Origin of the sequence: Sporosarcina cyprini (assembly GCF_022048975.1) — a bacterium.
Classification (GTDB): Bacteria; Bacillota; Bacilli; order Bacillales_A; family Planococcaceae; genus Sporosarcina; species Sporosarcina cyprini.
The window spans coordinates 1-22,609 of record NZ_JAKMHX010000014.1; the positions used below are offsets into that span (position 1 = coordinate 1).

Annotated in this window: 21 protein-coding genes and 1 rRNA gene; 6 read left to right on the forward strand and 16 right to left on the reverse strand. The window is 45.7% G+C overall.

Annotated features, from left to right (window positions below):
* Nucleotides 1-70 precede the first annotated feature (70 nt).
* Together L7D49_RS03175 and L7D49_RS03180 are read right to left on the reverse strand one after the other, a co-directional pair.
* Nucleotides 71-1,622: ribosomal RNA gene (locus tag L7D49_RS03175) — 16S ribosomal RNA — on the reverse strand.
* Nucleotides 1,623-2,157: 535 nt separating this feature from the next.
* Nucleotides 2,158-3,030: a nucleotidyltransferase-like protein gene (locus L7D49_RS03180; protein WP_238079375.1), complete on the reverse strand. Its 873-nt coding sequence runs from the start codon at nucleotides 3,028-3,030 to the stop codon at nucleotides 2,158-2,160.
* Nucleotides 3,031-3,240: 210 nt separating this feature from the next.
* On the opposite strand from L7D49_RS03180, the gene L7D49_RS03185 reads away from it, so the two are divergent.
* Entirely contained in the window at nucleotides 3,241-3,603 is a 363-nt protein-coding gene (locus L7D49_RS03185) for a YgzB family protein (protein WP_238079376.1), read from the forward strand.
* 81 nt (nucleotides 3,604-3,684) lie between these two features.
* On the opposite strand, the gene perR is transcribed toward L7D49_RS03185, so the two are convergent.
* The 3 genes from perR to bcp all read right to left on the reverse strand — a co-directional run bounded on the left by perR (nucleotide 3,685) and on the right by bcp (nucleotide 5,684).
* A complete protein-coding gene (perR, locus tag L7D49_RS03190; RefSeq protein WP_238079377.1) occupies nucleotides 3,685-4,125 on the reverse strand; it encodes a peroxide-responsive transcriptional repressor PerR in 441 nt (146 codons plus the stop codon).
* 120 nt (nucleotides 4,126-4,245) lie between these two features.
* On the reverse strand, nucleotides 4,246-5,190 hold the full coding sequence (locus L7D49_RS03195) for a D-2-hydroxyacid dehydrogenase (RefSeq protein ID WP_238079378.1): 945 nt from the start codon (nucleotides 5,188-5,190) through the stop codon (nucleotides 4,246-4,248).
* A 17-nt stretch (nucleotides 5,191-5,207) separates the two neighbouring features.
* The gene (gene bcp, locus L7D49_RS03200) at nucleotides 5,208-5,684 is read right to left on the reverse strand and encodes a thioredoxin-dependent thiol peroxidase (protein WP_238079379.1); all 477 of its coding nucleotides are present in this window, start codon (nucleotides 5,682-5,684) and stop codon (nucleotides 5,208-5,210) included.
* Between the two features lie 124 nt (nucleotides 5,685-5,808).
* Between bcp and L7D49_RS03205 the strand changes: the two genes are divergently transcribed.
* Both L7D49_RS03205 and L7D49_RS03210 read left to right on the forward strand, forming a co-directional pair.
* Nucleotides 5,809-7,110: a glutamate-1-semialdehyde 2,1-aminomutase gene (locus tag L7D49_RS03205; RefSeq protein ID WP_272493161.1), complete on the forward strand. Its 1,302-nt coding sequence runs from the start codon at nucleotides 5,809-5,811 to the stop codon at nucleotides 7,108-7,110.
* A gap of 123 nt (nucleotides 7,111-7,233) precedes the next feature.
* Nucleotides 7,234-8,316, forward strand: coding sequence for an FUSC family protein (locus L7D49_RS03210; RefSeq protein WP_238079381.1), 1,083 nt, complete (start codon nucleotides 7,234-7,236; stop codon nucleotides 8,314-8,316).
* Between the two features lie 40 nt (nucleotides 8,317-8,356).
* Here the strand turns inward: L7D49_RS03210 and nikC are convergent, their stop codons facing one another.
* The 9 genes from nikC to mutY form a co-directional block, all read right to left on the reverse strand.
* Nucleotides 8,357-9,253: a nickel transporter permease gene (gene nikC / locus L7D49_RS03215; RefSeq protein WP_238079382.1), complete on the reverse strand. Its 897-nt coding sequence runs from the start codon at nucleotides 9,251-9,253 to the stop codon at nucleotides 8,357-8,359.
* An 18-nt stretch (nucleotides 9,254-9,271) separates the two neighbouring features.
* The gene (locus L7D49_RS03220; protein WP_238079383.1) at nucleotides 9,272-10,276 is read right to left on the reverse strand and encodes an ABC transporter permease; all 1,005 of its coding nucleotides are present in this window, start codon (nucleotides 10,274-10,276) and stop codon (nucleotides 9,272-9,274) included.
* Between the two features lie 104 nt (nucleotides 10,277-10,380).
* Complete coding sequence (locus L7D49_RS03225) at nucleotides 10,381-11,979, reverse strand: ABC transporter substrate-binding protein (protein ID WP_238079384.1); 1,599 nt, start codon at nucleotides 11,977-11,979, stop codon at nucleotides 10,381-10,383.
* Nucleotides 11,976-12,989: an ABC transporter ATP-binding protein gene (locus L7D49_RS03230; protein WP_238079385.1), complete on the reverse strand. Its 1,014-nt coding sequence runs from the start codon at nucleotides 12,987-12,989 to the stop codon at nucleotides 11,976-11,978. Before L7D49_RS03230 ends, L7D49_RS03225 begins: the two co-directional genes overlap by 4 nt.
* Entirely contained in the window at nucleotides 12,961-13,983 is a 1,023-nt protein-coding gene (locus tag L7D49_RS03235; RefSeq protein ID WP_238079386.1) for an ABC transporter ATP-binding protein, read from the reverse strand. Before L7D49_RS03235 ends, L7D49_RS03230 begins: the two co-directional genes overlap by 29 nt.
* A gap of 140 nt (nucleotides 13,984-14,123) precedes the next feature.
* On the reverse strand, nucleotides 14,124-15,869 hold the full coding sequence (locus tag L7D49_RS03240; protein ID WP_238079387.1) for an ABC transporter ATP-binding protein: 1,746 nt from the start codon (nucleotides 15,867-15,869) through the stop codon (nucleotides 14,124-14,126).
* Nucleotides 15,870-15,930: 61 nt separating this feature from the next.
* Entirely contained in the window at nucleotides 15,931-16,473 is a 543-nt protein-coding gene (gene ntdP / locus L7D49_RS03245; protein ID WP_238079388.1) for a nucleoside tri-diphosphate phosphatase, read from the reverse strand.
* A gap of 179 nt (nucleotides 16,474-16,652) precedes the next feature.
* Nucleotides 16,653-17,060 carry a gamma-type small acid-soluble spore protein gene (locus tag L7D49_RS03250; protein WP_269135842.1) on the reverse strand — a complete coding sequence of 136 codons (408 nt, stop codon included), beginning with the start codon at nucleotides 17,058-17,060 and terminating at the stop codon, nucleotides 16,653-16,655.
* 68 nt (nucleotides 17,061-17,128) lie between these two features.
* Nucleotides 17,129-18,184 carry an A/G-specific adenine glycosylase gene (mutY, locus tag L7D49_RS03255; RefSeq protein ID WP_238079431.1) on the reverse strand — a complete coding sequence of 352 codons (1,056 nt, stop codon included), beginning with the start codon at nucleotides 18,182-18,184 and terminating at the stop codon, nucleotides 17,129-17,131.
* Nucleotides 18,185-18,283: 99 nt separating this feature from the next.
* Between mutY and L7D49_RS03260 the strand changes: the two genes are divergently transcribed.
* On the forward strand, nucleotides 18,284-19,267 hold the full coding sequence (locus L7D49_RS03260) for a metal-dependent hydrolase (protein WP_238079389.1): 984 nt from the start codon (nucleotides 18,284-18,286) through the stop codon (nucleotides 19,265-19,267).
* Nucleotides 19,268-19,304: 37 nt separating this feature from the next.
* On the opposite strand, the gene L7D49_RS03265 is transcribed toward L7D49_RS03260, so the two are convergent.
* Both L7D49_RS03265 and recX read right to left on the reverse strand, forming a co-directional pair.
* On the reverse strand, nucleotides 19,305-19,637 hold the full coding sequence (locus L7D49_RS03265) for a YfhH family protein (RefSeq protein WP_238079390.1): 333 nt from the start codon (nucleotides 19,635-19,637) through the stop codon (nucleotides 19,305-19,307).
* Nucleotides 19,615-20,439, reverse strand: a complete 825-nt coding sequence (gene recX, locus L7D49_RS03270; RefSeq protein ID WP_238079391.1) for a recombination regulator RecX — start codon at nucleotides 20,437-20,439, stop codon at nucleotides 19,615-19,617. Before recX ends, L7D49_RS03265 begins: the two co-directional genes overlap by 23 nt.
* An 87-nt stretch (nucleotides 20,440-20,526) precedes the next feature.
* On the opposite strand from recX, the gene L7D49_RS03275 reads away from it, so the two are divergent.
* Both L7D49_RS03275 and pdaA read left to right on the forward strand, forming a co-directional pair.
* The gene (locus tag L7D49_RS03275; RefSeq protein WP_238079392.1) at nucleotides 20,527-21,426 is read left to right on the forward strand and encodes a TIGR01777 family oxidoreductase; all 900 of its coding nucleotides are present in this window, start codon (nucleotides 20,527-20,529) and stop codon (nucleotides 21,424-21,426) included.
* 130 nt (nucleotides 21,427-21,556) lie between these two features.
* Entirely contained in the window at nucleotides 21,557-22,330 is a 774-nt protein-coding gene (gene pdaA, locus L7D49_RS03280; RefSeq protein ID WP_238079432.1) for a delta-lactam-biosynthetic de-N-acetylase, read from the forward strand.
* Nucleotides 22,331-22,609: the final 279 nt, after the last annotated feature.

Consider the following 22,609-nt stretch of genomic DNA (forward strand, 5'->3'; position numbering starts at 1 on the left):
TGAACCTTCAAAACTGAACGCAAAACGTCAACGTATGAACCGGAGGTTCATATTCCGTAATTATCCTTAGAAAGGAGGTGATCCAGCCGCACCTTCCGATACGGCTACCTTGTTACGACTTCACCCCAATCATCTGTCCCACCTTCGGCGGCTGGCTCCCGTAAGGGTTACCCCACCGACTTCGGGTGTTACAAACTCTCGTGGTGTGACGGGCGGTGTGTACAAGACCCGGGAACGTATTCACCGTGGCATGCTGATCCACGATTACTAGCGATTCCGGCTTCATGCAGGCGAGTTGCAGCCTGCAATCCGAACTGGGAACGGTTTTATGGGATTGGCTCCCCCTCGCGGGTTCGCAGCCCTTTGTACCGTCCATTGTAGCACGTGTGTAGCCCAGGTCATAAGGGGCATGATGATTTGACGTCATCCCCACCTTCCTCCGGTTTGTCACCGGCAGTCACCTTAGAGTGCCCAACTGAATGCTGGCAACTAAGATCAAGGGTTGCGCTCGTTGCGGGACTTAACCCAACATCTCACGACACGAGCTGACGACAACCATGCACCACCTGTCACCGCTGTCCCCGAAGGGAAAGACATGTCTCCATGCCGGTCAGCGGGATGTCAAGACCTGGTAAGGTTCTTCGCGTTGCTTCGAATTAAACCACATGCTCCACCGCTTGTGCGGGTCCCCGTCAATTCCTTTGAGTTTCAGCCTTGCGGCCGTACTCCCCAGGCGGAGTGCTTAATGCGTTAGCTGCAGCACTAAGGGGCGGAAACCCCCTAACACTTAGCACTCATCGTTTACGGCGTGGACTACCAGGGTATCTAATCCTGTTTGCTCCCCACGCTTTCGCGCCTCAGCGTCAGTTACAGACCAGAAAGCCGCCTTCGCCACTGGTGTTCCTCCACATCTCTACGCATTTCACCGCTACACGTGGAATTCCGCTTTCCTCTTCTGCACTCAAGTCCTCCAGTTTCCAATGACCCTCCACGGTTGAGCCGTGGGCTTTCACATCAGACTTAAAGGACCGCCTGCGCGCGCTTTACGCCCAATAATTCCGGACAACGCTTGCCACCTACGTATTACCGCGGCTGCTGGCACGTAGTTAGCCGTGGCTTTCTGACGAGGTACCGTCAAGGTACGAGCAGTTACTCTCGTACGTGTTCTTCCCTCGCAACAGAGCTTTACGATCCGAAAACCTTCTTCGCTCACGCGGCGTTGCTCCATCAGACTTTCGTCCATTGTGGAAGATTCCCTACTGCTGCCTCCCGTAGGAGTCTGGGCCGTGTCTCAGTCCCAGTGTGGCCGATCACCCTCTCAGGTCGGCTACGCATCGTCGCCTTGGTAGGCCGTTACCCCACCAACTAGCTAATGCGCCGCGGGCCCATCCTGCAGTGACAGCCGAAACCGTCTTTCAGAGTTCCTCCATGCGGAGGAACTGATTATTCGGTATTAGCCCCGGTTTCCCGGAGTTATCCCCATCTGCAGGGCAGGTTGCCCACGTGTTACTCACCCGTCCGCCGCTAACTTCAGGGAGCAAGCTCCCATCTGTCCGCTCGACTTGCATGTATTAGGCACGCCGCCAGCGTTCGTCCTGAGCCAGGATCAAACTCTCCATAAATCTGGCGACCGATCTGCAGCGCATTGCGTTGTCGACTTCACTCGCTCAGTCGGTCACGTACCGTAGTACGCTCCCTCCTTCGCTCGTTCGTCTCCTAGCACTGCACTACATCTCGGTCACCAGCAAGTACTTCTTTAATAGAAGAAACTCCGAAGAAATTCGAGTAGCTCGATTTCTGCTGGCATCATTTAAGATGTCAATTTTGAATCCGAAGATTCGTGTTTGTCGTGTTCCCGACGAGGTCGGGTTTCGACTTTATTGTTGACGTTTTGCTGTTCAGTTTTCAAGGTTCATTGTGCTTTTCTTCAAAAGCGACTTCTCTAATCTACCATTGCTTCCTCTTTCAGTCAAGCACTTTTTTTATTTTGTTTTTTCGCTTGTTTCAGGCTTGCTAAGTTGCTGTCCCAAGCGACGAATATTATATTAGCATGCGGTAACTAGAAGTGTCAACACGAAATCCAAAAAAACTTTTCAAAACCGTTTTCCATCGCCACTTGATTCGGCAAGCGGCGACTTCATACTGGTTCCGATCTCTTTACTGGGAAAGGGTTGCGCTGTAATCCCGGTGGAATACGAATTCATTTTTGGAATCGGATTTAACGATCTCAATTAATCCTTTCTCAACCAAAAACTCAATTAATACTTCTAGGTTAATGGAGTACATCCTCAGTTCCTCATGTTCATGAAGCTCTTGGATCGTCCAGCTTCTTTTAGCAGACATGATATCGAGGATATGCCTTGCTCCATCCATTGTTCTATTATGAATGAAAAACTCGCTGGCTAGGAACATTAATTCCAGTCGCTTCTCAATTGGTTCCTCGCTTAGAATAAGTTCTTCATACAATTTATAAATGGCAGGATCTAATTTCTTCACTTGCGACCACACTGTCACTTCCGGTGATAAGCCAGACTCTATAATCGCCAATCTCGCTAAATGATGGAGAGATTGTACCGCATGATGATAGGAGTCCATATAATCCTTCCGCTCAAAAAACGATTTTCCTTCCATGTAGGATCTGACCAACTTGGACAGTTCAATCCCCATCTTCACTCTTCTTCCATGGAAAGGATATTCTTTTAACTCTTCCTTGAGCTTCTCCACAAATTCGTTTCGATCAAAATAGATCTTGCCGTAAAAAAGCCAATCGACTACTTTTCTTTTCGTGCCTAGTAACAACCATTTTCGAAGTTGCTTTTCACTTATTACATGCATGGCCGCTTTTCCATTGCCATCTGTGTAATGTTTCGTATATATCGGTATCTCATTGTTCGAAGTGATAATAAGTAATATCTCATCAAATGTGTCTGTTACCGGGTCACCATCTGTACGTTTTTCCAACAGGATGACTCCCAAGGTTTCTGGCGAACTGGCCCGTTCTTGATAGATCGGTCTTAAAATCTGCTCCATCCTAACCCCTCCCTGTTTATTCACTTTCGACATCAATTCATCATAATCCTTCTTCACCTATTTCAGCCATGGAGACAATTATAATAGCTCTTCGATAAAAACGCATTACGTGAATTACATAGAATTTATGATATATTAGTTTAGAAGCATTATGGTATTATTTGAATTTCACTACCCGGCAATAGCATCGCCCTTTAGGAGGATTATTCATTGAAACCGTACAAAAATAAAATAAACAGGATCCGTTCGTTCGCACTTTCTCTCGTTTTCATCGGCTTTGTCATCATGTATTTTGGTATCTTCTTCAAAAACAATCAGCTCATTATGTTGATTTTCATGGTGATTGGTATGCTGGCCATTCTAGCGAGTACGATTGTGTACGCTTGGATCGGCACCCTCTCGACTCGAGCCGTTCAAATTGTTTGTCCGAATTGCGGCAAACAGACCAAAATGTTAGGTCGTGTTGATATGTGCGGCCATTGCAGGGAGCCGCTGACACTAGACCCAGCTTTGGAAGGCAAGGAATTTGACGAATCATATAATCGTCCCTCACGTAAAAAGGAAACAGAATAAAAAAATCCGGATCGCCTAGTTTGGCGGTCCGGATTTTTTTATTTTGTTGCAAGTTGAGCGGTTTCAGTAGCCCGCCCAACATTAATTCGCAGCTGCGTTGTTCGCACATTTCGGGCATGTTCCGTATACTTCCAAGCGATGTGAATTGACTTTAAATCCCGTTACGTGTGATGCCAGGTGTTCCACTTCTTCCAGTCCCGGGTGGTGAAAATCGACAATCGTGCCGCATTGATCACAAATAATATGATAATGATCATGTGTCACGAAATCGAATCGGCTGGATGAATCACCATAAGTAAGTTCTTTTACAAGCCCTGCATTACGGAAAACACGGAGATTGTTATAAACCGTCGCAACACTCATATTAGGAAAGTCGTGTTCTAATGCTTTATATATTTCATCAGCTGTTGGATGTGACTCCGAAGAGATTAGGAATTCTAATATCGCATGCCGTTGTGGTGTAATACGTACTCCACTTTCTTTTAATGTGACCAGCGCGTCTTTCAATGCGACTTCAGACATCGCTAACACCCCAATCCAAAAAGATTATCTCTTTATAATTATTATAATCAGTTTACTGAAAAGAGGTGCCTGCTGTCAACAAATCTGCTGAGCGAAGTATCATGTCAGGTCCTTCTATTATCAATAACCTCGTTCAGGATCCAATAAATTAATTAGCTGCCTGTCTCCTGATTGCCAATTCACTAAATTCTCCTTGAAAATTTCAAGGGCTCTTGGAACGTAATTTCTTGAATGGCTTGAAATATGAGGAGAGATGGTTACATTAGACAACTCCCACAATACGCTATCCAGCGGCAACGGTTCCTCTTCAAAAACATCGAGCACAGCATGTCCGATTTTTCCGGACTGTAAGGCTTCCACGATATCTTTTTCCTTAACAAGATCCCCGCGTCCGAAATTCATAAAAACAGCAGTGGATTTCATCGCATCAAAATGCCGCGCCGTCAATAAACCTTTCGTTTCAGGCGTACTTGGCAAAACAGATATGACAAAGTCAGCTTGCGGCAGCGCTTCTTCTAACCTGCTGAATTCAACAATATCATCCATCGAATCGACAGGTTTCCCGGAACGGTTGCAGCCGATCGTCTTAACTCCGAACGCTTTCAGCAGACGCCCAATTTCTGCCCCAATGGCACCCGGTCCGATAATCATCGCAGTAGAACCATATAACTCAACAGAATGGACTTTCTTATTCCATTCCTTTCGTTTTTGGTTTTCATAAATGGCGGGCAGAGAACGGCATAGCGCTAAAATATGCGCCAGCACCGATTCTGCCATTGGCGTCTTATGGATTCCTTTGACGTTGCTCACCACAATGTTCCGCTCTGCAATTGCAGACAACGGCATTTTTTCTACTCCCGCAGAAGCCACCATGATCCATTCTAAGGCGCTTGCCTTGTCCAATATGGCCTCATCGATATCTTCCCCATAAGTCACAATAATATTTGCATCTTCCACTTCTGCTTCCTTAATTGAAGGAGAGACGCTAAATGTTACATTGGGAAATTGCTTTGTCAGTTCTTCATATTGCGTGTCTTTTATTTTGAATGTAAATGCGGCCTTCAACCAGATTCCCCCTAGTTTTACGCGTTGATTAACTGCTCCAGTGAAGTTAAGACTTCTTGAATATGTCCTTTTACAGATACTTTTCGCCATTCCTTCACTACCGTGCCTGTTGGATCAATCAAGAACGTAGAACGTTCAATCCCCATATATTCTTTACCGAAGTTCTTTTTCAGTTTCCAAACGCCATATGTCTCCGCGACAGCATGATCTGCATCGACGAGCAATGAAAACGGCAATCCTTGTTTTTCAATGAACTTTTCATGAGATGCCCCGCTGTCCGGGCTGACTCCTAAAATGACGGCATTCAACTTGCCAAAATCCGCATGGGCATCCCGGAAATCGCAAGCTTGCGTCGTGCAGCCTGGCGTCGCGTCTTTTGGATAAAAATAAAGAACGACGTACTTTTCTCCAGCGAAGTCCTGTAATGACACGAGCTCCCCTTTTTCATCGGGCAATTGAAATTCTGGTGCAGGCATTCCTTCCAACTTCTCCATTATCATCACTCCTTTTCTTTCCTCCATCGTACCGGACACAACGTTCAGTTTCAATTTCTTTGGCGTGAAGCAGTATTTTTGTTTAAAATGGAATAGCAGTTATTTGAACGGAGGCTAAATGAATATGAACAGAACCAAATCAGAAGAAATCTATCGCGAAGCGTGCGAGCATATAGTCGGAGGAGTGAACAGCCCTTCCCGTGGATATAAAGCGGTCGGCGGAGGTGCCCCGACTGTTATGGAACGAGCGGAAGGTGCATACTTCTGGGATGTGGACGGAAATAAATACATCGACTACTTAGGTGCTTATGGCCCGATCATTACTGGCCATGCTCATCCTCATATTACTGAAGCAATCACACAAGCAGCCAAAACAGGGGTCTTATATGGAACACCTACCCCTCATGAAGTGAAATTCGCTAAAATGCTAAAAGACGCAATTCCAGGAATGGATAAAGTACGCTTTGTCAATTCAGGGACTGAAGCCGTTATGACGACGATCCGAGTGGCACGGGCGTATACAGGCAGAACGAAAATCATGAAGTTTGCCGGCTGCTATCATGGTCACTCCGATCTTGTGCTCGTAGCTGCCGGTTCCGGTCCAGCAACTCTTGGAACACCTGACTCTGCCGGTGTGCCTGCTTCCATCGCGCAAGAAGTGATTACCATTCCATTCAATCAACCGGAAGCATACCGTGAAGCGATGGACAAATGGGGAGAAGAAGTCGCTTGTATCCTCGTTGAACCGATTGTCGGCAACTTCGGAATAGTAGAACCGAAGGAAGGGTTCTTGCAAACTGTACATGAAATTGCAAAAGAAAAAGGGGCTCTTGTCGTTTATGATGAAGTCATCACGGCATTCCGTTTCCATTATGGAGCCGCGCAAACGATGCTTGGCTTTACGCCAGATTTAACTGCTTTCGGTAAAATCATTGGCGGTGGATTGCCGATTGGCGCATATGGCGGCAAGAAAGAAATTATGGATGAAGTCGCTCCATTAGGCCCTGCCTATCAAGCTGGGACGATGGCAGGAAATCCAGCTTCCATGCTAGCTGGAATCGCTTGTTTGGAAGTCCTTCAACAACCCGGCGTGTACGAGCAGCTTGATCGATTGGGTGCAAAGCTAGAGGAAGGCATTTTATCGCTGGCCCAAAAACACGGCATTCAAATGACAATTAATCGACTTGGCGGTGCGCTGACCCTTTACTTCACAGACCAAACTATCGAAAATTATGAACAGGCTGAAGCGACTGACGGTGTGACGTTCGGCAAGTTCTTTAAACTGATGCTGGAGCGGGGGATCAATTTGGCGCCATCCAAATACGAAGCATGGTTCCTGACAATCGCCCATACAGAAAAAGATGTAGAGGAAACCTTACAGGCAGTCGACGAGTCCTTTAAAGAGCTTTCCACTATGATAGACTGATTAAAATCATTTCTGGCAGTACAATAATTCAGTTTGTTTAGTTGTAATTCTGAGTACCGCGTATTACCTTATATAGAAGATGATTCTTTCATTTTGAAAATGGATAATAGAAAGGAAAATAACATGAAACTAGGTGCCCGCATATTTAAAACGGGTATTGCAATTGTGTTCGCTTTATTCGTTGCTGAAGTCTTGCATTTGCCTAACCCCGTTTTTGCAGGAATTGCAGCCATTTTTGCAATCCAGCCATCCATATACCGTTCCTATTTAACCATTGTGGAACAGATTCAAGGGAATTTGATCGGGGCTTCAGTTGCAGTTCTGTTTGCTCTCATATTTGGACACCAGACGATTGTTATCGGCCTTGCAGCAGTCATTATCATTCTTCTTATGCTGAAATTCGGTTTGGAGAAATCCATTTCTTTGGCGCTTGTAACCATGATCGCAATCATGGAAATTAAAGGGGATGCCTTCCTGTCATTCGCCCTGCTTCGTCTCTTGACGATTATCATTGGCGTCTTGGCCGCGTTTCTCGTCAATTTGGTTTTCATGCCGCCGAAGTATGAAACAAAGCTGTTCCAAGCGATTCATCAGACGCAAGACGAAATTATCCGGTGGATCCGCCTAGCAGGTCGGCAAGCTTCCGAACATATTGCCACGAAAAAGTCCTTAGACAAATTGAAAGAGCGACTTTCCCAAATTGACCAGCTCTATCTGCTGTTTAAAGAGGAAAGGAACTACTTCAAGAAGGGCACTATGGCGAAAACGCGGAAACTGGTCATATACAGACAGATGATTGCTACATCGGAAAGCAGTTATGATGTGCTGAACAGGCTACATCAATTCGAGAATGAACTGATCGCCTTGCCCGAGCACTTCCGCATGATGATCCAGGAAAGGCTGGATGCCTTGCTTACGTATCATGAACAAATTCATCTGAAGTTTGTCGGCAAGTTGAAATCGGATAAAATGAGTGAAAATCTGAATGGCGAGTTTCTGCAGCGTCATGAGGTAATGGAGATATTTGTGAAGCAGATCGCTGTCACGAAAGAGGAAGAAGAGTTTTCGGCTTATCATCTGCTCCATATTCTTTCGTCCATACTGAATTACGAAGAACAACTGGAATACTTGGATCGACTGGTCGTTTCCAATCAAAAAAGACATGGCCACGATATTAGTAAAGAGCTAAAAGAAGAAATATATTGAGAAAGCCTAGGGATCCAAAATGGATTCCTAGGCTTTTTCATTAGCTTTTCATTTTCGGGTCCAGCGCATCTCGTAATCCATCCCCCATCAGGTTAAAGCCCAATACGGTCAACATGATAGATAAGCCCGGGAAGATCATCGTCCACGGTGCGGACTGCAAGTAATCCTTCGAATCTGCCAGCATTTTGCCCCATTCTGGCATCGGCGGTTCCGCTCCCAGCCCAAGGAATCCGAGTGCAGCTGCTTCCAAAATAGCAGTTGCGACTGCAAGTGTTCCTTGCACAATGACCGGAGCCATCGAATTCGGCAAAATATGAGAGAATAAGATCCGGGCATCCTTCATCCCGATCGCTTTAGCGGCGGAAATATACTCTTCTTCTTTAATACTGAGCACTTTGGAACGAATCAGTCGGCCAAAGTTCGGCACATTGATGATCGCGATGGCAATCAATGCATTTTGCAGGCTCGGTCCTAAGACGGCTACAATCGCAATGGCCAATAATATAGAAGGAAATGCAAGCATAATATCGAAAACCCTTGAAATGATAGTATCCACCCATCGGCCGTAATAGCCTGCCACGATGCCGAGCATACTCCCGACAATGACTGAAAGGACAACGGATAAAAATCCAACAGATAAGGAGATCCTTGCCCCGTAGATGATTCTCGATAGGATATCCCTTCCGAAATCGTCGGTACCGAGCCAATGAGCGGAAGAAGGCGGCTGCAGACGGTCTGCATGACTCTGGTCATTGATCCCTTCCGGCGCAAGCCATGGAGCTAAAATTGCCACCAGAATAAAGAACAGGACGATTGCCATGCCGACAACCGCAATTTTACTTTTCCGGAAGTTACGCCAAGCATCCAGCCATGGCCCGGTCGTCTTATCTATTTTCGCTTCCGCAATTCCATCAACTTTTGGCGTCAATTCAGACATATGTATCGCCCCCTTCGATTAGTCATATTTGATCCTCGCATCAATCAATCCATATAATAAATCGACAACCAGATTAATCATGACGAATATGAAGGCAACGACTAAAATGCCAGACTGGATAACCGGGTAATCACGGAAATTAATAGCCTCGTATATATAGCGGCCGATGCCTGGCCATGCAAAAATCGTCTCCGTCAAAATCGCACCGCCGAGCAGCATACCCATTTGGAGGCCGATTACTGTCAGGACTGGAATAATTGCATTCTTCAACGCATGCTTATAAACGACCCAAAACATCTTCTGACCTTTTGCCCGAGCTGTGCGGATGTAATCCGAACGCATAACTTCGAGCATACTCGAACGGGTCATCCGGGCAATGATTGCCATGGGAATCGTTGCAAGGGCAATTCCAGGCAGTACTAAATGCCGCAACACCTGCCCTAATTGATCGAAGCGTCCTTGGATAATCGTATCAATGACATACAGATGCGTAATGGCATTTACCGGATCTCTCACTTCCTCGCGCCCAGAAGTCGGCAGCCAGCCGAGTTCAATGGCAATCCCCCATTGCCCTAACAGGCCGAGCCAAAAGATCGGCATGGAAACACCGACAAGTGCCAAAATCATTGCTGTGTAATCAAACCATGAATTTTGGAACCAGGCTGAAATGATACCTGCATTCATACCAATTACCACGGCAATGATAATTGCAAAGATTGCAAGTTCCAACGTTGCCGCCAGATGTGGCCAAATTTCGTCTGCCACGGGAAGCCGGGTGCGCATTGATTGGCCTAAATCGCCTTTTAAAATACCACCAAGATAATTAAAGAACTGCGAATACCATGGTTTGTCCAGGCCAAGCTTTTCATTCATCGCGGCTACAGCTTCAGGTGTCGCCTGTTGGCCTAAAATAACTTGGGCCGGGTTCCCAGGAATCGCCCGGATCATCATAAATACGATGAAAGCCATGCCGAGCAACACGGGTATCAACTGTAATAAACGTCTTCCTACATAGCCGACCATTCCTATTCACCTCTTTACCAATTAGGCGGACTCCTTGTAAGAAGGAAAAGGGAGGAAGCTGACAGCCTCTCCCTTTTTCATCCAGCCTATTACGAACTTTTTGCTTATTTCACTTCCACATTCATCAACATATCAGAACCAGTAGGATGTGGCTTGAATCCTGTCAGCCCCTTCTTCGCAGCTAATAGCGGAGTGGAGTGGGCGATTGGAACCCATGGAGCTTCGTCATGAATAATTTCTTGTGCTTGGCGGTAATATTCATTCCGCTTTTCTTCATCTACTTCTGTTTGTGCTTTAATGAAAAGATCGTGCATTTCATCGTTTTTGAAATATGTGTAGTTATTGCTTCCGATATTGTCTTCATCAAGCAAGACATACAGGAAGTTGTCAGCATCTCCGTTGTCTCCCGTCCAGCCTAACATGAACGCATCCGCTTCCCCTTTGCTCGCTTTATCCAAATAGGTCGCCCATTCATAGGAAACGATTTTCGCTTTTACGCCAATATCAGCCAAGTTGCTTTGGATAACTTCCGCTACTTTTTTGCCGTCTGGCATGTATGGACGTGGTACAGGCATTGCCCATAGTTCCATTTCAAAGCCGTCCGCAAGACCCGCTTCCGCAAGAAGTTCTTTTGCTTTTTCAGGATTATACTCATACGCTTCGATATCGTCGTTATAGCCTGAAATGGAAGGCGGCATCGGATTCTTCGCTACATTTGCACGCCCTTCGAAGAACGAATTGATGATCGTCTCTTTATCAATTGCATAGTTCAGTGCCTGACGCACTTCCTTTTTATCAAATGGAGGACGTGTTACCGTCAATCCCAAGTAACCTACGTTCATGGATGGACGCTCAATTAATTGCAGGTCATCATTGCTCTCAATTTTCTCGCCATCAGCAGGATTGATGCCATCCGCCAAATCGATTTCACCTTTAATCAGGGCATTCAATCGTGCAGAGTTATCAGGAATTGATTTGAACACAACCTTATCAAGCTTTGGCAGCCCTTTTTGCCAATAGTCATCGAATTTCTCGATTGTAATCGTATCATTTGCCTTCCATTCTACAAATTTGAATGGACCTGTTCCGACCGGATTCCGTTCGAACTGGTCATCCCCTTGTTCAAATGCAGTCGGGCTGGCAATCGCAAACATGCTCATCGCGATATTTTTCAAGAATGGCGCTTGCGGTCTTTTCAACTTGATGACGACAGTTTTTTCATCCTCTGCCGTAACAGAATCAATCACATGCTCTTCGTCCCCTTTGAATCCGCCAAACATGGAGCTGTAATACGGAAATTTATCCGCATCGCCATTCGCCCAGCGGTCAAAGTTTTTGACGACAGCATCCGCATTGAAATCGGTGCCGTCATGGAATTTGACCCCTTCTCTTAAATGGAAAGTGTATGTCAGCCCGTCATCAGACGTATCCCATTTCTCTGCTAATCCTGGTTGAATCGTTGTATCCTCTTCCCCGAAATTCAATAACGTTTCGAATAAGTTCACTGTTACTTTAAATGTCTCCCCTTCAGTCACTCTTGAAGGATCCAAAGATGTTGAATCGCCTCCACGACCAAAGACGAGGATGGAACTCCCTTTCCCCGATGAACTATTCCCGCCTTCACTGCTGCCACAAGCTGCAAGTATCATAGACAACCCAAGCAGCATGACTAATGATAAGGACAGGATTCTCTTTTTCTTCATACAGACCCCTCCAATTGTTTTATATCATTGCCGGCCTGTTCGTTATACAAATGACAGGCGACAGAATGACCTGATTTTTTCTCATCCAATACAGGTGTAACTTTTGTGCAAATCTCCATTTTATGCGGGCATCTCGTATGGAACGGACAGCCCGACGGCGGATCAGCCGGATTCGGAATATCCCCTTGGATGATGATCTGCTCATTTTTGAAATGAGGATCGGGAATCGGCACAGCTGATAATAAGGCCTGCGTATACGGATGAAGTGGCTCCTCATACAGTTGCTCACTATCCGCGATCTCTACGAGTTTCCCTAAATACATGACGCCGACCCGGTCACTAATATGCCGGACGACACTCAAGTCATGGGCGATGAATATATACGTAAGCTTGAATTCTTTCTGTAAATCCTGCATAAGGTTTAAAACTTGTGCCTGAATGGAAACGTCCAGTGCAGAGACCGGCTCATCCGCTATGATCAATTTCGGGTTTGTCATCAACGCTCGGGCAATCCCGATCCGTTGCCGCTGGCCGCCGCTGAATTGATGCGGAAAGCGTTTAGCATGATAACTGCTTAACCCAACAACTTCGAGAAATTGCTTTACTTTCTCTCTCCGTTCCTTCTTGGAAGCGATCCCATGGACGATCAGCGGTTCCTCGAGTATCCTTGCTATACTATGCCGCGGATTCAACGAAGCGTACGGATCTTGGAATACCATCTGAATGTCCCGTCTCACTTTGCGCATTTCATCATTCGTCAAAGTGGTAATATCTTTCCCATCAAATTCGACCGTTCCAGCTGTCGGAGATAACAACCGCATCAGCAATTTTCCCGTCGTCGATTTTCCGCATCCGCTCTCCCCGACAATGCCTAATGTTTCCCCTTCATTCACATGGAAGGAGACATCATCGACCGCTTTCACATGTCCGGAGATCCGGCCTAGCGGGCCTTTCTTTACTGGAAAGTATTTTTTTAATCCTTCAACTTTCAGCAACGGCTTCTCTTCCATGTGACTTCACCCCTTCCCCGTCATATAAGAAGCATCTCGTTCGATGGGCGTCCGAGGTCGTGTACAATTCCGGATTTTCCACTTTGCAACGGTCAAACGCAAATTCACATCGGGCTGCAAACCGGCAACCCTGTTTAATCGTCCCCGGCCGCGGAACATTTCCAGGAATGGAATAAAGACGGTCCCTTTTTTCACGCAAGTCGGGAACAGACTGGATCAGTCCCTTCGTGTAGGGATGCTGTGGGTGATCGAATAATGTCTCGGTTGGAGCCTCTTCAATGATTTGGCCCGCATACATAACAATGACCCTCTCGCACAAATCTGCCACTACACCGAGATCATGCGTAATCAGCAGGATGGCTGTATGTAAACGTTCATTCAAATCTTTCATTAATTTCAGGATTTGCGCCTGAATCGTCACATCGAGTGCCGTAGTCGGTTCATCTGCGATGAGTATTTTCGGATTGCAAACTAATGCCATGGCAATCATGACGCGCTGCCGCATCCCGCCTGACAGCTGATGTGGATAGTCTTTCATGAGCTCAGACGCCCTTGGCAATCCGACCATTTTCAGCATATCGACCGCTTTTTGCTCAATTTCCTTTTTAGAAAGCTTTCGCTCATGAATCCGGATCGCTTCGGTCATTTGATTGCCAATGGTGAATAAAGGATTGAGCGATGTCATCGGCTCTTGAAAGATCATCGCTATGTCATTGCCCCGAATTTGCCTCATCTCAGCTTCTTTCTTCTCGATGAGATTGGCGCCATCATACAGGATTTCACCGCCTACCACCTTTCCCGGTGGATTTGGCACAAGCCCCATGATGGACAAGGACGTGACACTTTTCCCACATCCCGACTCCCCTACAATGCCTAATACTTCCCCTTCCTTCAATTGAAAATCAATATGGTCGACTGCCGGTACTTCACCCGAATCGGTGAAAAAGGTAGTCTGTAAATCCTTCACTTCCAGGATTGTTTTCTTTTCTACCATCAGATCACCTTTTTCTACTTTTTAGAAATTCTGAAACATTGAATTACTCTTATTATACTTTTTGTAGGTTAAAAGGCAATATGAAATTCCGAAAATAAAAACACCACTGATAATTCTCTTTATCAGTAGTGTTTGATAGTTTATAAATTTTGGACTTGGAACAAGTTATAATAAATACCTTTCTGCTCCATTAATTCTTCGTGCCTACCCGCTTCTTTTAATTCACCATGATCGATGACAATTATTTTGTCCGCATGCGTGACCGTCGATAATCGGTGAGCAACAATGAATGTAGTCCGATCGTGGGCTAAACGCTCCAATGACTCTTGGATGAGCGCTTCACTTTCCAAATCCAAAGCAGAAGTCGCTTCATCCAAAATAAGCAACGGAGGATTTTTCAGGAAAACCCGGGCGATGGCAATCCGCTGTTTCTGGCCGCCTGACAGCTTGACGCCCCGTTCACCGACTTTTGTATCGTACCCTTCCGGCAAGGACTCGATGAAGTCATGGGCATTTGCCGCTTTTGCCGCAGCAATTACTTCTTCTTCGGTCGCATCCGGATTCCCCATCATAATGTTGCTCCGTACCGAATCGCTGAAGAGGATATTATCCTGAAGCACGATGCCGATTTGGTTTCGCAACGATTTCAGCTGGATATCCCGGACGTCATGGCCGTCAATTCGGATCGCTCCCGATGACACATCATAAAACCGTGGTATCAAACTGACAATCGTCGATTTCCCTCCTCCGCTCATGCCGACAAGCGCAATCGTTTCGCCTGGCTGAACAGTGAAGTTAATCTCTTTCAACACTTCCAGCCCTTCTTCTTCGTAAGAAAAGCTGACGTTGTCAAAATCAATGCGGCCCTCAATGACCGGCAAAGGTTTAGCCCCAGGTTTATCCGTAATGTCATACGGCTCTTCCATTAGGTCAAACACACGATCCATGGAAGCAAAGGACTGTGTCAACGTCGTTGAAGCATTTACAAGACGGCGCAGCGGGTTGTACAGCCGGTCGATATACGCAATGAAAGCGACCATTGTTCCGATGGATAATGGTCCATTGATTACTTGATACCCTGCATAGCCGATTACAAGCAAAGGCGCCACATCGGTAATCGTATTGACAACTGCGAATGCTTTGGCATTCCATTTCGTATGGTCAATCGCCTTTGCAAGGAAGTTGCCATTTGTTCCGTCGAAGTTTTCCTGCTCCTTCTCTTCCAAGGCAAAACTCTTAATAACACTCATACCGGCTACCCGTTCATGCAAATAACTTTGTACATCTGCGAGAGCTTGTGACCTTTTACGAGTCAGCTCCCTTAGCTTTCCAAAGAAATGCTTCACACTATATGCATAAAATGGGAAGGCAAGTAATGTAACAATAGTCAGCGGTACATCCATAAACAACATAATGACGACTGCTATGATGATGGTTGCCAGGTCAAGCCATACATTCATCAGCCCGATCATGACAAAGTTTTTCGTTTGCTCCACATCATTTATGACCCGGGAAATAACTTCTCCTGCCCTTGTGTTCGAATAAAACCGCAAACCAAGTCGCTGTAGATGAGAAAATAAATTCTGTCTGATGTCGTAAAGAATTTTGTTGCTGACATACTGTGCGTAATATTGGCGGTAATATTCGACTGGCGGCCGGATGATGAAAAACAGCAGCACGGTGCCCCCAAGCCAATAAAATAAGTAGCGTGTCTGTTCTCCCTTTGTCAGATCGTCCGCTCCGATAATGTCATCGAGGACAATCTTTATTAACAATGGAATGAACAACGGAATAGCAAATTTAACGATCCCAATGACGATGGTCAGGAAAATTTGCCAGTTGTATGGTTTTACAAATTTCATATACCGCTTGATACTTTCTCCCATGCAATCACTCCCTTCCAAAAACAACGGAAAGCCCACTGCTGCGTGCAGGAAGGCTTTCCGGTCATGGTTTTTTCACCTGTTTGTAAAATTCATAACGCGATGTCCAAACTTCTATGAAGTCCGGGGCAAACGGGCCTTTACGCTGTTTTATCCATACGAGAAGCTTATCCAGGTTTCGGCGCAAAATTTGATCGATGACATCCGGATAGTTCATCTTCTTTTTATGGTCCGCGTATTCGTCCTCATCCAGTATGACATAACTCATATCCGGAAATACTTTTACATCGAGATCATAGTCGATGTACTTCAGCGACTTATTGTCGTATACAAATGGCGAGCTCATATTGACGTAATAGTAGACGCCGTCTTCACGAAGCATGCAAATGATGTTGAACCAATGCTCTGCATGGAAATAACAGATGGAAGGCTCCCTTGTCAGCCATGTCCGTCCATCGGCTTCTGTGACGAGTGTCCGTTCATTGGCTCCGATGACAATATTGCGAGTCCCCTTTAACACCATTGTTTCCTGCCATACTCGGTGAATGTTTCCATCGTGTTTGTAGCTATGTACTTGTATCGTTTCTCCTTCTTTTGGAATCGCCATTTAATAACCACCTTCGGCCACCGGAAATTTTGATGCCCTTTTCTATTTTTTTATTATACCAATTGCCTCTTAAAATTTGAACAAAAGCGATTCCAAGTGGAAAAAGAATGAAAACGTATTCAAACCGAAAAAACCGACGGAAGCATAAATGCTCCCGCCGGCCGGTGATGTCAATCCAATTATTTTGTTTGGTTCCCCTGAGTGCCCGAAGCTTTTTGCTTGTTCATCTCAGCACGTTGATTCTGTTCCTTCACGTGATTTACATCAGTTTCGGAACCGAATTCTGAAGTCATGTTCTTGAACTGACCTTGGTTGTTCATTGCTGAACGACTGTTCTGTTCTTTCACATGGTTCACATCCGTTTCGGAGCCAAACTCAGCAGTCATATTCGAGAATTGACCGGAGTTGTTCATTGCTGAACTTTGGTTTTGTTCTCTCACATGTTGCACATCCGTTTCAGAACCAAATTCACTTCCCATAGAAGAGAACTGTCCTTGATTCTGAGCGTTCATCGCTGAACTTTGGTTTTGCTGCCTTACATGATTCGCATCTGTTTTGGCATTTTTGCTGAATGGATTTTTTGTCATGGATTTTCACCTCCGTGAACAATATGATGTGCACGTGAGGCGTTTTTATTCGACGGTATTTTTTTCTATTAGTTTTGGCTTACGACATCCCATAATTTAATGACAGGTATCGGTTTTGGCAACGCTTCAATTTCCTCTGCCGTGAACCATCTTGCCTTTTCTGAGATCGATCCGGCATCCGATGTCACCGCGACATACCCTTTTACTTCCCAAGTTAAATGAGAAAACACATGGTTAAAATCAAAAATTGCTGATACCTCATCCAATTGAAGGCCATACTGATCCTTTATCGCTAGGGCAGTATTTTCTTCTTGCAGTAGTTCGACTGTCGGGAACTCCCACATATTCGCAAGAAGCCCTTTCTCAGGACGCTGTTGCATGAACCACTTGCCGTTTCCGTCCGAAATAGCGAAAACAGCCAATGGGACAATTTTCATTTTTGTTTTCTTTGTTTTAACCGGCAATTCATCTTGCCGCCCTTCCTCAAAAGCAGCACAATATTCCCGGACTGGACAGAGCAGGCATTTTGGCCGTGGTATGCAGATGGTAGCTCCAAGTTCCATTAGGGCTTGATTGAAAGCGGAAGGGTCTTCTCTATAAATCAAATCCATAACAGCCTGCTCGAACGTTTTTCTCGTCCTCGGCAAAGCGATATCTTCTTCAATAAGAAGGATCCTTGATAAGACGCGCATCACATTTCCATCGACAGCATGTTCCGGAATACCGAATGCAATACTTAAGATGGCTCCCGCTGTATATGGACCGACTCCACGCAGAGAAGAAATTTCTTTTCTTGTTGTTGGTACACTGCCGCCATACGATTCCACTACTTCTTTGACACCTTGCTGAAGATTTCGGGCCCTCGAGTAATAGCCAAGGCCTTCCCACATTTTTAATAATTCTTCTTCTTTGGCATTCGCCAAAGCTTGCATTGTCGGAAACTTCGCCGTAAAACGTTCATAATAAGGAATGACAGTCTCCACACGTGTTTGCTGCAGCATCACTTCGGATACCCAGATTAAGTACGGATCCGTAGTTTTTCGCCATGGAAGGTCACGTTTTTCCCTGTAATACCAAGAAACGAGTGCCTCCTGAAATAATTTTTTTTGTTCATTCTTCTGCAACAACTTAACCGCCACCTTGCAAATACTTTTTGTTCGATAAAAAAAGGGTATATACTAATACTAAGAAGACACTGATGAACTGAAGGAAGGAGTGATCACTTGGATACAGGAACACATATTGTCATGAGTGCCGCAGTTTGCGGAATCGCACTTGCGGATCCTGTCGTTTCTTCAGATCCTGTGACCATGACAGCTGTTTTTGTCGGAATAGCCGGCGGTTCCCTCATACCGGATATCGACACCGTTCTAAAATTGAAGAACAATGCCATCTATATCCGGAATCATCGGGGCATCACCCATTCTGTCCCTGCTGTGCTGCTTTGGCCTCTCGTTATTTCAGTGTTGCTTTCGTTTCTGTTGCCTGGCGCAGATTATATCCATGTTTGGGCTTGGACATTTTTAGCCGTATTCCTCCATGTCTTTGTGGACATTTTTAATTCATACGGCACACAAGCCTTGCGCCCATTCTCCAATCGATGGGTCGCTATCGGGGTAATTAATACGTTCGATCCGATAATTTTTGGATTGCATATCATTGCAATCCTCGCCTGGCTACTTGGCAGTAACCCAGTATTCACATTCGCATTACTCTATGCCGTGCTGTTTGGCTACTATTTACTGCGCTTCGCGGTCAAAGCGGCTGTAAAGCAAGCCGTTTGTAACACAGTGCCTGATGCGACAGATATTTTCATTGCACCGACCATGCGGTTTTTCCAATGGCGCGTGGCCGCTTCGAATGAAAAATATCATTATGTGGGACGTGCCTATAAACGGTCCGTCAATATTTATGACCGCTTTGAACGGGAACCATTGCCTGATTCCCCTTATATCGAGGCAGCCATGAAAGATCGGAACATCAAAGCCTTTGTATCATTTTCACCCATTTACCGATGGGCCATCTCGTATGTTGGCGACATAGTGGAAGTCCGCCTCATCGATCTGCGCTACCGGAGCAAAGGGTATTACCCATTTGTGGCAGTTGCCCATCTTAATAAAGACTTGGAAGTCGTCAACTCCTACACGGGCTGGATTTTCTCCGAAGACAAGCTGCGAAAAAAATTAAAGTTTATCCCGAATTCATAAGAGCTGCCTATCCTAACCCAGGCAGCTCTTATTTCTGTCATTTACCGGATTTTAAAGGTTTTAGCATGGAAATCGGCAATGCCTCTTCAGCGCGGGATCCGCTCAGCCGGTATCCCCATGCAAATAGGCCCTTCAAATAATCCACCTTGAAGAAAACTCCTTCATCACCATCGATCCGATACACTTCTCCTGCAACAATCGATTCTCTATCGACCAAGTAGGATTGTACGATAACAGCTTTTCGCTGATAAACTGCATATTCGTTTACAATGCCGAGCTGCTCCGCTTTACGCGCCTTTTCCATAAGGCGGGCAAATTCGCTGCGGAGCTCGTGTTCTGTCATTTCACTATATTTCTTCTGACTCTCCATAATCCTCTGTCTCCTTCTTTTCAATAAACCGGTTAATCCGGTCCATCGGTATGCCTTTTTGATACATCGCCTGCTTCACCCGGTTGATCAATTGATAGCCCGAATGTTTTGATTGATAGCGACGCCATGCTTTCTCACCGATGGAGTCAGTCATCGCATCCCACTCGTCCTCTTCTATTTCCATCTCCAGGTTATCAATGACTTGATTGACCACCTCATAGGAGAATCCTTTACGTAATAAGGCGTTCTGGATTTTTTGTTTTAATTGCGCTGGAGGGGTGGAACGATTTCCGTTGACGGCTTTTTCCGCCAACTTTCTTGCTCGCGCAATCTGTTCCTCATTGGAATATTGCTCGATCACTTGTTGTTGTAATTCCTTCGCGATCCCTTTTTTCTGCATATCTTGCTGAATGGCTTTCGGTCCCTTATTCGAAGTGTTTTTTTGTGTTTGCAATAAAGCCTCCGAAAATACTTCATCATTTAAGAAACCGAGACGCTTCAGTTTGACGATTGCCTCCAGGATAACCGCCTCTCCAAACTCTAGATCCGCGAGCTTCTTCTTCACTTCAAACTCGCTTCGCATCCGGAACGATAAGTAGTGGAGCGCACGATTAAATGCCTTTTCAATTTGGTCTTCGTACTCGATTTCGCCTTTAGCCCAATCATCCACCTGCATCCCTTTCGTCAAACCAAATTTGACGAGCACGGATTCATGGACGCTGAATGCGTATACTTCATCGAGAAATATATTATATCGTTCGCTATCACGTTTTTGTTGTGTTATTTTCGTAATAACAGACATATAGGCATACCTCCCCGCTATTACTAGTATACAACGATGAGACATGGAGGTCAGCTTTCTGATTTAAGTCGAGAGGAGATGGCCGGAATGAGAGTGGTTATTGCCGGTGGAACAGGATTTGTCGGACGTCATCTTGTAGAGTTGCTGCAGGCGCAACAAGACGAAGTCATCGTGCTTACGAGGAAATCATCCCATACTTCGAATGGAGTCACTTATGTGCGATGGCTCGATGAGGATGCTTGTCCAGAAAAAGAAATAGGGACAGCAGATGCCTTTATCAATTTGGCTGGCGTCTCAATTAATGATGGAAGATGGAATCAATCCCATCGAGAAGCGATTTATAACAGCCGCATGGAAGCGACGGATGAATTGTTGAGAATCATATCATCGATGGAACAAAAACCTTCTGTTTTAGTCAATGCGAGTGCAATCGGCATTTATCCGACCTCGGAAACCGCTGTCTATATAGAACGTTCAACAGAAAAAGCAGATGATTTGCTGGGTACAACCGTAACAGCATGGGAAGACAAAGCTACTGCCGCTTCTGAAATGGGTATCCGCACGGTCTTTACACGGTTCGGAACCGTTTTCGGCAAAGAAGATGGAGCACTTCCATTAATGGTCATGCCTTATAAATTGTTCGTTGGGGGCAAGATTGGCAGCGGCAAGCAATGGATCTCCTGGGTGCATGTGGAGGATGTCGCACGCGCCATCCTGTTTGCATTAACACACGATAGCTTGGAAGGGCCTGTAAATGTCACCTCGCCTTTCCCGAAACGGATGAGCGAAGTCGGAAAAGCAATCGGTTCCACAATCGGCCGGCCGCATTGGATGCCAGCCCCTTCGCCGCTAATGAAAATAGCATTAGGCAAAAAAAGCAGCCTCGTGCTGGAAGGGCAATTTGTGCTGCCTGAAGTACTGCAAGAAGCCGGCTTCCAATTTAAATTTCCGGTTCTTGAAGACGCCCTAAAAGACTTGCTGGCGTAAAGTATATTTTTTCAAGAAACGCACATCCTAACAACAAAATCCTTGTGGGCGCTTGTCTTGAATCACGCCCTCGGAGTTTGGAAGAAAAAGGAGTGTGTTACGCGTGGAACATCATGGACCCGGGATTTTAATGGCCGCCTTCATCATCGTCGTTGGTGTACTATTTAATCCTTTTGCTGCTAGAGCTGAAGAGTTTCATTGGGGATTCAAAAAAGCGACCGGCGGCGTTCCGCCTGATGCAGGAGCCGCATTGGAATCCATTCTGGAACGTCACGGCGCCATCTATAAAGGAAAACCCGATGAGAAAATCGCCTACCTGACATTTGATAATGGCTATGAAAATGGCTATACGGAGAGCATTCTCGATACACTCAAAAAAGAGGAAACCCCGGCGACATTCTTTCTCACCGGCCACTATTTAAAAAGCGCCGCGCCTCTCGTTAAACGAATGGTGAAAGAAGGCCATATCATCGGAAATCACTCATATAACCACCCGAATATGGCGAGCGTCTCCCAACAAAAGGTGGAAGAAGAACTGAAGAAGTTTGACGAACTGCTGAACCAGACAGCCGGCGTCCAGCGAACCAACTACTTCCGTCCGCCTGAAGGAGTTTTCAGCGAAGCACTCCTCGCACAGGCAAATGAACTCGGATACCGTCACATCTTCTGGTCCGTCGCCTTTATCGACTGGCATGCAAACAAGCCGAAAGGAAAAGCCTACGCGTACAATGAACTCATGAACCAATTGCATCCAGGAGCGGTCATCCTTATGCACACCGTCTCTCCAGATAACGCGGAAGCACTCCCCGACTTTATTCGCGAAGCCAAAAAATTGGGCTACGAATTCCGGACACTCGATGACCTGGTTCTCGAGTACGAAAATGTTAACTCCATTTTGCATTAAGCATCCACTTTGTGGGTGCTTTTTTTGTTGGAGCGTCGTTTGATCCGTGGCTTGGATGACAGTAAGTCAATATATCCGGACGAACGCCAATAAGTCATTTTGAACGCCAATAACTCTGGATGAACGCCATTAAGTCAGTTTGAACGCCAATATCTCTGGATGAACGCCATTAAGTCAGTTTGAACGCCAATATCTCTGGATGAACGCCAATAAATCAGTTTGAACGCCAATATCTCCGGATGAACGCCAATAAGTCTTTTTGAACGCCAATAACTCTGG